The organism is Bacillus sp. T-10(2022) (genome assembly GCF_056502895.1).
Map to the genome: position 1 here is coordinate 3,552,054 of NZ_CP113518.1, position 13,138 is coordinate 3,565,191.

Consider the following 13,138-nt stretch of genomic DNA (forward strand, 5'->3'; position numbering starts at 1 on the left):
TGGGTTTGTCAACGAAACACCATTTTGTAAGCTTACTGTTTCAGAGAACGATATGTAATCCCATTAAATCTGTATCTAAATTTCATCATAATATGATTATGCTTTAGAAACAACTTTTAATCCATAATTATTTTCACTCCATCATTCTTCGGACCAGCTGGCTTCTTCCGCAGCCAGTTGCAGATCATCAAAGTTTATCTGAAAGATGGGGTATGGCTGTGTTTCCGCCTTTTTCATTGCTTCGAAATAAGGATATCGGGCTGATCCTTCTTTTTCAGCTTCGAAAATGATGAGCATGGCATCGCTTTTATGGACCATATACCTATTTTTGGTTTTCAACTGTTGTGGCCCTTCATATGGTTTGTTGAAAATGGACTCAACAAAATCGGCACGGGCCAATATGGATCGGTAGTAATCTTGATTCGTCTCGTTCCATGACTCTTCCTGTTTCAGGAAAGGAGTAAGCACCCCTAATTTAAGCTGATGATATTCTTCCTGTAATTCGAACACCACTTCGGCACCCCATAGTTCCGTACCCAACTGCCCTGAGATGATCACCCATTCCAGCCCGTCTTCCACCAATGGCAGGAGACGCTCCTTCATCGCTTTCTTTATATATTTTACGGCTTCATGGTCATTTTTGAATATCCCGAATTCAAAAGCTTTGTAGCCCGTCATATACAAAACCTTCATCGCTAGACTAATCTCCTTTTAACATGATTATGTATGAAAACAAGGGCTTAATAAGCCCTTATTTTTTAGTATCCGAAATGCTTAGGTGGACAGCATGGGTTTTGCGGCGGCCTTCCACAAATCAAGTGTTGATTATAGCACTCGTTCACCACGGATTGAGTATGCGGGAAATAATGCTTAAACGTGTTCACATGTTTATTGACATTTGTAGTATGTGATGGATGAACGACAGGGATCACTGTGTTCGATACATTCGTATTGACATATTGCTGTGTTGGAGAGACTTGCGCTGGGGCAACTTGAGATGGAGATGTTTGTGTTGGACCATATTGCGCTGGAGATACAGCAGATGGACTATAGGCTCCCATTACGTTAGAGTTTTTACCAGCTGACGCTCCCATTACGTTGGAGTGTTTACCGGTTGATGCGCCCATTACTCCAGGTGCGTTCCCGTATGCTCCCATTACATTGGATGCTCCCATTACGTTGTTGGATGCTCCCATTACGTTGTTGGATGCTCCCATTACATTGTTGGATGCGCCCATTACATTGTTAGATGCACCCATTACATTGTTGGATGCTCCCATTACATTGGGGTTATTTCCTCCACAATTACGAAAATACATTTATAATACGTCCCCTTTCATCATGATAAGTTTAGTCTTACCATTACAGACTATGAAAAAAAGGGGATACGTGTACTGATGAAATGACCTATTTATACAGAATAAGTATAAAACGATGTATGGCTGTCAATAAGTACACTATCATTATTATATCTGGCTAACCTTCAAATGAAATGAGGAATATTCTATAAAAAGGAATAGAGACTGTCTTTTAATGAAGTAAACAAAACTATCGTTAAACAAAGGACTACAAAAAATAGAAATAAAGTCGTTTTATACATTTCTCCGCTCCGCTTTCACCTTAATTTTATATGATGTAAAGGCATGAAATGAACGCTTCGGTATTTCACCCTCAACTCTTTCCATTTTACACACAATAGTTGAAGGCTACAATAATTGTATACATATTTTTTATTTTCGGCCTTTTGCACTAAAAGAAGATTCTCGGTCCTTATCTTATACAGAAATATCCTTTGATTCCTCTTTCTTTTCGAGCCGCCGGATCCTCTTTTCCAATTCCAACTGTTTTTTCCCCAGGGCGGTCCCTTCCCTAACCATCTCTTGATGTGCGATTATTGAACATTTTAGAGCATGACCGACGTCCTTAAATTGATGTTCGTATAATTTTGCACATTCAATCTGTGCCTGTATCCTTATTTGCACATTCCCTTTTAAGGCGACTTCCTTCCAAATTTCCAAAGCTTCAGCGAATTGTTTTTGCTTCTTTTTCTGGAAGGCCAATGCATGGCCAGCTAATATCCGATCTTCCTCATTACCCGATTCCAATATTTTTTGATATGTCTCAACTGACTCCTCTTTTTTCCCCAAATAAGCAAGCCATCGTGCAATTTCCATTGACTCTTCCGTATATCCATCGATTTGGAGGATTTTTCGGGACAAATGAATATACAAAGTGATCAATGATAAGATATCCAATTCATTATGCTTCATGATTCCAAACAGTATTTCTGGATTCTTCCTCTCAACAAAATCAAAATAAATCATCGGTGCCAAATATCCAGGAATATCATCCTCCCTATGTACACCTAGAATATCTGTTTCGACAGCTGATAATTTCACTCGTTCCAATTTGTTTCTCCATAGGCGTCTTGAAGCATGATACAAATCGAAATGTCCGAATTCCGGTAGTTTCGGTACATGTTCCTTTACCAAGGTATGTCTCGTTTTTAGCTGGGGCCAATCAAAGGATTTACCATTATATGTGACAAGCGTTTCGTAATTGATGTTTTCCAGAAAGCTTTGATAAAGCGGTATTTCACTTCCAGGCTGCGGAAGGATATGTTGCTTCACGACTACTTCTTCACCTTCTAAATAGGCATACCCTAGTAAAAAAATGGTATTGCCGGCTCCGCCTCCTAGCCCTGTCGTTTCCGTATCGAAGAAAAACAGATCTTCACTTTTAACGCCCCTGGCGGAAAGTGGATGCTCCAATGATGTTTGATTCCACTCTTTTACGACCTTTTTCAGCTCGGAAAATTCATATAACCCGTGTTTGTGATTTATAGGGTAACGGACTTCCCTAATGAAACAATAGTCATCGTCGAAATGAAAGGAAACGGTATCGTTCTCCAGCCACTTTTCAAAGTAAGGAATTTCTTCATTCAATGTCTGGTCTTCTTCTACTGGAGAAGAATGTTTTCCTAGGTTCATATGCGTTTTCATACGGTTCAATTTATTTTTTAAAGACATGAAATTACACCTCTTTTCACATATCACTGCAATCTATTAATGTTTTTGCTTACAAAATTGACCTAATAATTGTTTGGCATCACTCTTGGCTGTTTTCGTTGCGGATTCCGTACCGATACAGGAAGGACAGCCGCTTTCACACGTGCAATTTTCGATCATTGATATTGTTTCCAGCAGAATGACTTCAGAGTTTTCATATACTTTATCACTTAACCCTATGCCTCCCGGATAACTATCATAGATAAAAATGGTCGGTTTTTCATTATGTGCTGCCTTAACCTGCGGATAAACATGAATATCATGCGGATCGCACATAACGTATAGCGGAATCATGTAATTCAGCGCATGCGACGCACCTATCATTCCTTGTTCTATTCGATTTTCGCCCCACTTGAATATATCAGGATCCATGGAAAGCATGGCCGAACTAGTGTGCAGTTCCATCTCAGGGAGACTGATTGGACCTGAACCAATATTTTCATGAGTTTCGAATTTGATTTTTTTGAAGATCGTGGGCATCGCCCTGATTGCGACATCACCAAAAGCAGCTGTTGTGGAAGCGAAAGTTCGCTGTTTATCGACTTCCAATACAGACAATTGGACAGCAAGGTTAGCATCCGTATAATAGTCCACATTGACTTCACGTACATAAGCCTTCTTTTCATCCCAATCAAGTTCTTCCACCTGAAATTGAATTCCCTGGTGTAAATAAATGGCTTCATCGTGAAGAAGGGTCATTGCACTGAACGTATCCATTTCCCCTATGACCCGATTAACCGGTGCATTCGTTTGGTCGATGATCACGACATTTTCCTGTGCCGCTGAGCGCAGGCTGATATTGCTTGCGGGAAAAGCATCATTCATCCAATGCCATTTGTCCCCATTTAGGTGTAAGACCCTTTCTTCCGTAAGGAATTCAAGAACGTCCATTATCTCTGTTTTCCCAAAAGTATCGCCTTTTTTAAAAGGTAGCTCATATGCTGCACATTTTACATGATCAACCAAGATCAAAAGATTATCCGGATTGATTCTTGCAGTTTCTGGATTTCTGGTAAAGAAATAATCGGGATGCTGTACGATATATTGATCAAGGGCACTGGAACTGCCGACCATGATGATCAAAGCTTCACCATGCCTTCTTCCTGCTCGCCCAGCCTGTTGCCAGGCACTCGATATGGATCCAGGGTAACCGGTCATTATGCAAACCTGGAGCTGGCCGATATCGACACCCAACTCAAGTGCATTTGTGGAAACTACCCCATAAATGGAACCATCCCTAAGGCCTTGTTCAATTTCCCTACGCTGTGTTGGCAGATATCCGCCGCGATAGCCCCTGATCGATTTTGGCCCCAATTGCTTTGACACAAGTTCCTGTAAATAAGTCAATAGAATTTCCACTCGAACCCTGCTTCGCGCAAAAACAATCGTTTGTATTTTATTTTTCAAAAATTCATTTGCCAGCTTCCTGACTTCCAAAACCGCACTCCTTCGTATGTTGAGCGGTTTATTGACTATTGGGGGATTATAAAATACAAAATGCTTTTTCCCACTGGGTGCTCCGTTATTATCGATAAGGACCATTTGTTTTTCCGTAAGCTCTTCTGCTAACTCTTTTGGGTTATTAATCGTAGCGGAAGTACAGATGAATACAGGGTCGCTTCCATAAAACTTGCAGATCCTTTTTAACCTTCTTATGACGTTGGCTGTATGACTTCCGAAAACGCCTCGGTAAATATGAAGTTCATCGATGACCACATACTTCAAGTTTTCAAACAAAGAGACCCATTTCGTGTGATGGGGCAGGATTCCGGAATGGAGCATATCAGGATTTGTGATCACGATATGCCCGGCCTGGCGAATTTTTTGCCTGATGTTTGAAGGTGTGTCCCCGTCGTATGTATAACTATTTATCTTAGCATCCATTTCATCAATCATTTCATTCAATTCGCTTTTTTGATCATAGCTCAGCGCTTTTGTCGGAAATATATAAAGCGCCCTGGTTTTTTCATTTTCCAGTATCTTTTGAAGGACCGGCAAATTATAGCATAATGTTTTACCAGAAGCTGTTGGTGTGACCGCCACAAGGCTATTGCCACTGACAGCAGTATCAAATGCAGTTGCCTGATGGGTGTACAACCCATTTATCCCCCGTATTTCAAGAGCATGCTTGATCTTATCATTCATTGCAGCGGGAAAAGGGACATGTTTCGCCTCTTTCGCTTCAATTACTTGCCAATGTACGATGTTATCTTTAAAATCCTCATTTGTTTTTAAATCCTTAATAACTTCCTTTAAATTTTTTCGCAGTTTCATATAACCACCTCATACTCCTATTCTACCGAATGAACGTTCTATGCAAAAGGGAAACTATTTCCTATTCAAAAAAAAAGCTGGAAACGGCAACATCCCGTCTCCAGCTCGGTCTTTTATCATTTAATTAATTCTCTTCAACAAAGCGAATGATTTCTTCGAGTAGTCTGCTTGGAGCTTCCAGCATTCCCATATGGCCGCTGCCCTTAAGTATAACTTCATGGATATGGCTCCCTTTTACAGAAAAGGTTTTTTCAACGGGAATTAGCTTATCCTCTTCACCTGCAACCAATAAAACAGGTAACTTTGTATCTTTGAGTACATGATTTCTGTCTATTCTGTTCCTCATGGCATGTAAAGACCCTATCGCACCGCTTTCACTGGTTTTATATCCGATTTCCTTAGTTTGTTCAATATTGGAATCTTCGGGATTAGCGAAAAGCTTTGGTATAAGTCCGTCAATGAAAGCTGGAATTCCATCACTTTTGATTTTCTCGACAGATTTTAAGCGCCCAGCCTTTCCAGTTTCATCGTCCGGCAAAGCCGTAGAATGTACCAATGAAAAACCAGACAATTTCCCAGGAAACCTTTCTGCGAACGCCAAGGTGATATATCCCCCAAGCGAATGACCAAACATATATACCTTTCCGATTTCCAGTTCGTCCAGTAATGACGCAATATCAGCAGCCATATCTTCAATCGAGAACGATTCCCCTATTACCTCACTTGCACCATGCCCCCGTAAATCAACGGCAATAACCCGGTATTCATCCTTTAATTCAGCAATGATGTCACTCCAATATTCATGGCTTCCGCAAAATCCATGAATAAACAACAATGTTTCATTTCCTTTCCCGGTATCTATGTAGGAAAGCTTGCCATTATCTGTCATATAAATCCCTCATTTCCTTTTCTAATCATTCAGTAACGGTATTCCCTATAGTCCTTTATCTGAAACCCAACAGTGCATTCACATTTCTTAATTCCTCACATAGCCTATAGGCAAAGGAATTTTTTAGAAAGGAGCACCGCGATGACCTCTTCTGAAAAAAATAATAATCGGAGAATAGAACCCTTTACCCATTTCATTAACAAAATGGATCGGCTGTTTTCCGAAAGGCCTCCTAAAGGCATGCTGCAATCTCTTGACGATTTCTTCGGTTCGGCGAAAGAACGCAGCTTTCCGGTTGATGTTCACGAAACGCATTCAGAATATACCCTTACCGCCACTTTGCCTGGAATTGCACGCAGCCAAATATCAATTGATGTACTGGCCCATGCCGTAACCATAACTGCAAAGCAAGTAGATAGAAGACATAAAAATCAAGGAATGTTTCAAAAAGAAGTTTCAGCAGGTACTCTTTCAAGAACCATTTCCTTTCCAAAACCCATTGATGAAGCAAAAGTCACCGCTCGACATCGCGATGGCATCCTCACGCTTCATCTACCCAAAATCAGGGGGAATCGGATTGAAATCCATTAGACATGAATAAAAGCAGACTTAAAAAAGTGGCTGGGTCACTTGTAAGTCTGCTTTTCCTTTATTCACCATCTAAGCTTTGAAGAAGCCCCCAACTCCTTTGACCATTGAAGATACTTGAGAAACTGTATTCATCATTTGTCCAGCTGTATTCATCATCTTCGTTATATCCATCGAGCCATCTTGTGTTTTGAATTGATTCATGACCGATTTGAAACCCGATGGCTGGGGTTTTTGCATGAACTGCTGCTTAGGATATGGATTATGAGCCTGCTGCTGACCTTGCGGAGGTCTTTTAGCTGGCTGTAACGGATTTGCGAACGGGCTAAAAGCTTGCGGCTGCTGATTGGACTGGATTGGCTGCATTTGTGCCATTGGCTGCATTTGTGCCATTGGCTGCATTACACTGCTGCCAGGATAAGCTCCCACAGGCATCGCCTGCTGCTGGACTGATTGGAATGGATGATAGGCCGCTTGCTGATAAGGATCATGATATGGTGTCATATAGCCCCCTGTATCCTGGAGATGATATGGATACATAAATGGTTGTTCATGATTATGATTATTGGGCGGAGGATACGGCATTGGCTGCTGGTACCCTCCCCAATATTCCGTCATTGATTGAGGAAACTGTCCTTGATTTGGGGAGATTTGGTTAAAACCGGATCTCATCATGTCAATGAGCCCTCCTCTTTTTTCATTACATGGTTCTGATAATATATGAAAAAAGGGGTAATATAGTGTAGGTATTTTTATGATAAAATCCGATTGATTTCCGTTCTTACATTATTAAGGATGAATTCCACCGATTGAACATGGCTTTTAAATCGCTTATAACTTGTTTTAGGGAAAAATGCCTGTACGGCCACATCAGAAAGGTTATGGGCGGTTTGTTCGATTTGCTCGGGGAAAAGATGCCTAAATTCGGATTCTTTCATCCACTCCTTCATTCCGGTTTCCCATTCGATGCATGCGGTCCTTACCTGGTCTGCAAACGGCTTGACATCCGAAAAAAAATCCTTTTCCTTTCCTTCCTTCCGTACACCCTCATAGATATCATCCGCTTGGTCCGTGAATTTTATTAATTGTTCTGTTAATAGCTGCAGTTTTTCTTTTTGCACAATATATTCCTCCGCACAATTGTTTACCTTATTATAATCCAGTTCATTATAAAATGATATTCTTCTGGCTTATACGTGCAATTCAGTGAGAACATTGTTCTTTATTATTGATTTTTTCGGGACAATGGAAAAGGAATGGTTTACACCTTCAGCATTTACCCAATAATCCTCGGCTTTCTCAATGGCTTCCTGGGCTTCGTTAACTAATGTATATTGCTCCGCCCATAGTTTACACCGCACTGTATTTACAGTTTCCCCATATGAAATTTCCAAACGATCCAGGCTGGTACTGATCTCAGCTATCATCCTTAATATCTCCTCTGTTGCGACACTTTTATTGACCATGCTGATCCCTCCCATTCTTTACCTGTACTATTCTTTTTTTTATCAGAAAGCCCTTCATGACTGACAAAACTAGAAGGGAATCGGCAAAGAAAGTGCAATTCACTTAATTTATTATGCCCTTCGACAACAATGGCAGAATGAAGAATGAAGTTTTAAACAAGAATACAGACAGGAGGTGATTTTATGCAGTCGAATGAAAGCAGACAGCAAAAAAACGAAAAACGACAAAAGCCGCCCACTAAAAAGGCAGGAACGGGAAACCCGAAGCTTAGCGGAGAAAACCGCCCCTCTACGTAAGACATAAATACTGACCGATAAAACAGGGAAGGCTTACACGACGCCTTCCCTGTTTGCTTTTATAATATCCAATTTTTGAGCATTGCTGCTGTATGCAGCTGCTTTTGTTTATGGTCATACCAATCAGTCAAATACGGGTCTTCTTCCCATTTGGATTCAATGAACCATTTTTTTTTAACCTTTTTTTTCATATCCCATTGCTCTGTCATCCTTGCTTGATGATGAATCAATGGATATACTCCCCTCAGCATCGGGGTTTCATGGTACCTAGGATTTTTTCGATATTGTTCATAATCATATCTGGCCCCCGTTGGTTCTGTCCTGCAGGAAAATTCATAGAATAGCGGAAACAAATCTTCAGAAAATAAAAGGCCGGCCAACCTTTTCCCCAATTCAATCCTTTTATCGATATTTCTAAAATGAGAAACGGACGAGCCATACAGTTCTCCATTGCAAGTAGGAAATAAAACGGTGCTAAAATGCATCCAGTCCTGCAGGAAAAATAATAGAGAATGAAATACGAAAGATTGTTTTTTAATAACCGGTTCTTCTATGATGTTTTGTTCATTTATGATAAGCGCAGTGACTAATTTTTCCCGATTTCCATGTTTCCAAAAGGAATACCATTCGTTCGTCATGAATTTGGTAATAAAAAAATAATGACATAAGTGAAACAAAGGACGTCCAAACTTCGTCGAATAATGATAGAGAAGTAATTGCGGATAAGCATCTTGGAATATTCTCCAGTTGGCTTCTTCATACGTCAGGAATAAGAGATGCCTGTATTTTTGGCCAAGCAAACGGGAAAACCAAATCCCTTCAAGATCACACATATTCCAGCCTGCATTTCTGGAAACCATCCCCGCTAAAAAAGACCATTGTATTTCGGGATGCATTTTGAAAAATCGTTCATATGCCTTTGTCCTTGATATATTATCTCTATTCCCTTTAGCGGTTTGGGCTTTTATGGAATGTAGCAATTGCTTTTCCGTCTTTAATAATCGCATCTATGTGTCCGCCTTTCTATAGCGATGAATTGTGACATATAGTTGTACATAAATCCTATCGTTCTAAGAAACAATTCTTTTTATTCACATTTTGGATTCTTTTTTTGCTAATATAGATAAGTGAAAAAAAGGAGGGGTAAAAGTGGCATTTCATTATCCCAACGGACGAAGATTTGTACCGCAGGCTATGGAAGAAAAGAAAAGCCCACTTAAAAAAATCAGTTACAGCAACCGGGGAAAAACATTGGAAGACGATTTGAACGAAACCAATCAGTATTATTTAGCACACGGCATTGCCGTCATCCATAAAAAACCGACACCCATTCAAATTGTCGATGTCCACTATCCGAAAAGAAGTGCTGCAGTCATTAAAGAAGCTTATTTTAAACAAGCATCGACCACCGATTACAATGGTGTTTATAAAGGAAAGTACATTGATTTTGAGGCGAAGGAGACGAAAAGCAGCAGTTCGTTCCCTCTGAAGAATTTTCATGACCATCAAATTGAACATATGAAACAAATCGTTCAGCATGACGGAATTGCATTTGTGATCATTCGGTTTTCCGCAATGGATGATATATATGTAATGAGTTCTGAACAACTGAGTTTTTATTGGAAGAGAATGAAAGAAGGCGGGCGCAAATCTATAACTCTTCAAGAGGTTGAAAGCAGTTCACGAAAGATTACTCTTGGCTTTCAACCGAGAATTGACTATATTAAAGTAGTAGATTCGCTCATCGCAGAAAATTTTTAGTTTTTTTAGAAAGGCAGGTTAGCTGTAATGGCTGAAAAATATAATACTAGAGAAGAACGCCGAAAGCAGGGGCAGACTCAAAAAAAGGGACAGAAAACAGGTCCTAAAAAGCCAACAAATATGCTTAAGCGAATTTTCCTTATACTTGTTACAATCGGAATAATAGGCCTTGTTGCCGGAGGAGCTGCAATGGCTTACTTTATCAGCGACGCTCCAAAGCTTGACCAAAAGCTTTTGAAAGATCCGGTCACATCCAAGATTCTCGATGAAAATGGTAAATTGCTAGCTGAAATCGGAAAGGAAAACCGGGATTATGTAAATTATGAAGACATACCCGACCTTGTCGAAGAGGCTTTCCTGGCAACGGAAGATTCACGATTTTATGAACACCACGGTGTCGATTTCTTACGTCTGGGCAGTGCCGTCATAGCCAACTTCAAAAACGGATTCGGCTCAGAGGGTGCAAGTACATTGACCCAGCAGGTTATCAAGCGTTCTTATTTAACACCTGATAAGACCATCAAAAGGAAAGTCCAGGAAATGTGGCTATCCATACAGCTTGAAAGGAAATATACAAAAGAAGAAATTTTTGAAATGTATGTGAATAAGATTTTCTTTGCAAACCGTGCAAACGGGATCTTAACTGCATCGCAAACTTATTATGGAAAAGATCTAAACGAATTAAAATTGAACGAAGCGGCCATGCTTGTAGGATTACCGCAAAGTCCAAGCAGGTATGACCCGTATAAATACCCTGAACGTGCGAAAGAACGCCGTGATATTGTCCTGCACTTAATGAATAAACATGGATATATCACCGAAACGGAAATGAAAAATGCGCAAAGCATAGATATAACAGAGGGGCTTCAAGAAATCGATAAGAGTCAAATCGATACGACGGCATACGATGCCTTCATCGATTTGGTAATTGAGGAAGTCGGGGATATGGGTGACTATAACGTCTTTACCGATGGTTTGGAAATCCAAACGACAATTGATAAAGATGCCCAAGAATATGTCTATAACATGTTGAATAGTGATGAAATCATTAATTATCCAAGTAAAGATCTCCAAGCAGGAGTCACATTACTCGATACAGAAACTGGTGAAATCAAAGCAGTGGGCGGCGGCAGGAACACGACGGTTAAACGCGGCTGGAATTATGCAACGGATGCCAAGCGATCACCTGGTTCGACCATTAAGCCTATTCTGGATTATGGTCCTGCGGTAGAATATTTAAATTGGTCCACCTACCATCAAATCAAGGATGAGGAATACACTTACAGTGATGGAACACCGCTTAAAAATGCTTCCGGACGACATTATGGTACTGTAACCACTCGTGAAGCACTTGCTCGGTCATTAAATATCCCTGCCTTAAAAACACTACAAGCAGTCGGCTTGGAGCGGGCACGTGATTTTGCCGTTGACCTTGGCATACCTTTTAAAGAGAAGATAAATGAATCTGCTTCACTTGGGAGTGGTCAGGATGTTTCCACACTCGAACTTGCCGGAGCCTACAGCTCATTCGGAAACAACGGTATTTATAATGAACCGCATAGTGTGAAAAAGATTGTATTACGTGATAAAACAACCATTAAAAACAAGACGGAATCAAAACCGGTCATGAAAGATTCCACAGCTTTCATCGTGACGGATATGTTGAAAAGCGTCATGAAAGAACCTTATGGAACAGGAAGGTTAGCCAATATACCTAGTCTCCCTGTAGCCGGTAAAACGGGTTCAACCAATTTCACGCCTGAACAGCGAGCAGCGAACAACATCCCATCTTCCGGTGTAAAAGATAGCTGGATGGCAGGTTATACAACCAATTATACAGTCGCGGTTTGGGCTGGTTATGATAATGCATCTGGTGAGAAAATGGAATATCTGGGTGAATCATCTCAAAGGATCCCTAAATACATCTTTAAGAATTTAATGGAACATATGGCTCAATCAAAAGAAACGAAAGACTTTGATCAACCTGACAGTGTTGTGAAGGTTGGAGTCATCAAAGGTTCGAATCCAGCTGTTAAAGCCAATGAATACACACCAAGCAGTAAAATCACTTATGAATATTATGTTAAAGGTCACGAACCAACACAAGTGACGACAGAATATGAAAAAATCGACTCACCTGGCATTAACGCTTCTTACAATCAGGAAAGCAATGAAATCAATCTATCCTGGTCATATCCTAAAGGAAATGGGGATACCCAATTCGAGGTTAAGATGTCCGTTGATGGCGGAGCAAAGAGCGTATTGAAAAAATCGAAGGATACTAGTTTAACGATCCCGAATCCTACCCCTGGTAGTAAATATACTTTCTCAGTGGTAGCTTTAGTGGATAACCAACAAAGTGATCCTGCGAGTACATCAGTCAAAATACCTACTGAAGCGGAAGCTCCTGAGGATACTGAGGACGAGGAGATTGAAGATCCGGCCGAAGGTGAAGATCCGGAACAAGAAAAGCCTGCAGAAGGCGAAGAAGATAAGCAAGATGAAGACAAAAATAACAATGGCGAAAACGGCAATAATGGCAATGGCGAAAATAACGGCAATAACGGTAATAATGGTAATGGCAACAATGGTAATAATGGTAATGGTAATGGCAATGGCAACAACACTGATGATGGCAATAATGGTGGTGATGAGGACGTCGAAGGCGGGGATGATGCCACTGACCCTGGAACGGGAGAAGAGGAAAAACCAGTCGAGACCCCTGACCCTAACCCTGACCCAGATCCAAACAAAGATACGGAATAAATATATAAAGATTGACTTAAAAAACGTCT

Annotated in this window: 12 protein-coding genes; 3 read left to right on the top strand and 9 right to left on the bottom strand. The window is 40.5% G+C overall.

All coding sequences use genetic code 11. The annotated features are described in order from the left end of the window. Window positions 1–141 precede the first annotated feature (141 nt). The 5 genes from OSJ91_RS17285 to OSJ91_RS17305 all read right to left on the bottom strand — a co-directional run bounded on the left by OSJ91_RS17285 (window position 142) and on the right by OSJ91_RS17305 (window position 6,231). Window positions 142–693, bottom strand: coding sequence for an SLOG family protein (locus OSJ91_RS17285; protein ID WP_101222367.1), 552 nt, complete (start codon window positions 691–693; stop codon window positions 142–144). A gap of 65 nt (window positions 694–758) precedes the next feature. After that, the gene (locus OSJ91_RS17290; protein WP_350299319.1) at window positions 759–1,319 is read right to left on the bottom strand and encodes a CotD family spore coat protein; all 561 of its coding nucleotides are present in this window, start codon (window positions 1,317–1,319) and stop codon (window positions 759–761) included. A gap of 456 nt (window positions 1,320–1,775) precedes the next feature. After that, on the bottom strand, window positions 1,776–3,029 hold the full coding sequence (locus OSJ91_RS17295) for a ribonuclease H-like domain-containing protein (RefSeq protein ID WP_485890134.1): 1,254 nt from the start codon (window positions 3,027–3,029) through the stop codon (window positions 1,776–1,778). Window positions 3,030–3,065: 36 nt separating this feature from the next. After that, complete coding sequence (locus OSJ91_RS17300; protein WP_485890135.1) at window positions 3,066–5,342, bottom strand: DEAD/DEAH box helicase; 2,277 nt, start codon at window positions 5,340–5,342, stop codon at window positions 3,066–3,068. 124 nt (window positions 5,343–5,466) lie between these two features. After that, window positions 5,467–6,231 carry an alpha/beta fold hydrolase gene (locus OSJ91_RS17305; protein ID WP_350299322.1) on the bottom strand — a complete coding sequence of 255 codons (765 nt, stop codon included), beginning with the start codon at window positions 6,229–6,231 and terminating at the stop codon, window positions 5,467–5,469. Between the two features lie 141 nt (window positions 6,232–6,372). On the opposite strand from OSJ91_RS17305, the gene OSJ91_RS17310 reads away from it, so the two are divergent. Continuing rightward, the gene (locus OSJ91_RS17310; RefSeq protein ID WP_485890136.1) at window positions 6,373–6,822 is read left to right on the top strand and encodes an Hsp20/alpha crystallin family protein; all 450 of its coding nucleotides are present in this window, start codon (window positions 6,373–6,375) and stop codon (window positions 6,820–6,822) included. Between the two features lie 69 nt (window positions 6,823–6,891). Here the strand turns inward: OSJ91_RS17310 and OSJ91_RS17315 are convergent, their stop codons facing one another. The 4 genes from OSJ91_RS17315 to OSJ91_RS17330 all read right to left on the bottom strand — a co-directional run bounded on the left by OSJ91_RS17315 (window position 6,892) and on the right by OSJ91_RS17330 (window position 9,589). Continuing rightward, complete coding sequence (locus OSJ91_RS17315; RefSeq protein ID WP_485890137.1) at window positions 6,892–7,494, bottom strand: YppG family protein; 603 nt, start codon at window positions 7,492–7,494, stop codon at window positions 6,892–6,894. Window positions 7,495–7,571: 77 nt separating this feature from the next. After that, window positions 7,572–7,940 carry a YppE family protein gene (locus tag OSJ91_RS17320; protein WP_350299325.1) on the bottom strand — a complete coding sequence of 123 codons (369 nt, stop codon included), beginning with the start codon at window positions 7,938–7,940 and terminating at the stop codon, window positions 7,572–7,574. Window positions 7,941–8,009: 69 nt separating this feature from the next. After that, window positions 8,010–8,285 (bottom strand): hypothetical protein, encoded by a 276-nt coding sequence (locus OSJ91_RS17325; RefSeq protein ID WP_350299326.1) that lies wholly within the window; start codon window positions 8,283–8,285, stop codon window positions 8,010–8,012. A gap of 356 nt (window positions 8,286–8,641) precedes the next feature. After that, window positions 8,642–9,589: a DUF2515 family protein gene (locus tag OSJ91_RS17330; protein ID WP_485890138.1), complete on the bottom strand. Its 948-nt coding sequence runs from the start codon at window positions 9,587–9,589 to the stop codon at window positions 8,642–8,644. Window positions 9,590–9,731: 142 nt separating this feature from the next. On the opposite strand from OSJ91_RS17330, the gene recU reads away from it, so the two are divergent. Both recU and OSJ91_RS17340 read left to right on the top strand, forming a co-directional pair. Continuing rightward, window positions 9,732–10,343, top strand: coding sequence for a Holliday junction resolvase RecU (gene recU, locus OSJ91_RS17335; RefSeq protein WP_350299328.1), 612 nt, complete (start codon window positions 9,732–9,734; stop codon window positions 10,341–10,343). 27 nt (window positions 10,344–10,370) lie between these two features. Continuing rightward, window positions 10,371–13,109: a PBP1A family penicillin-binding protein gene (locus tag OSJ91_RS17340; protein ID WP_485890139.1), complete on the top strand. Its 2,739-nt coding sequence runs from the start codon at window positions 10,371–10,373 to the stop codon at window positions 13,107–13,109. The last annotated feature ends 29 nt before the right edge of the window (window positions 13,110–13,138 follow it).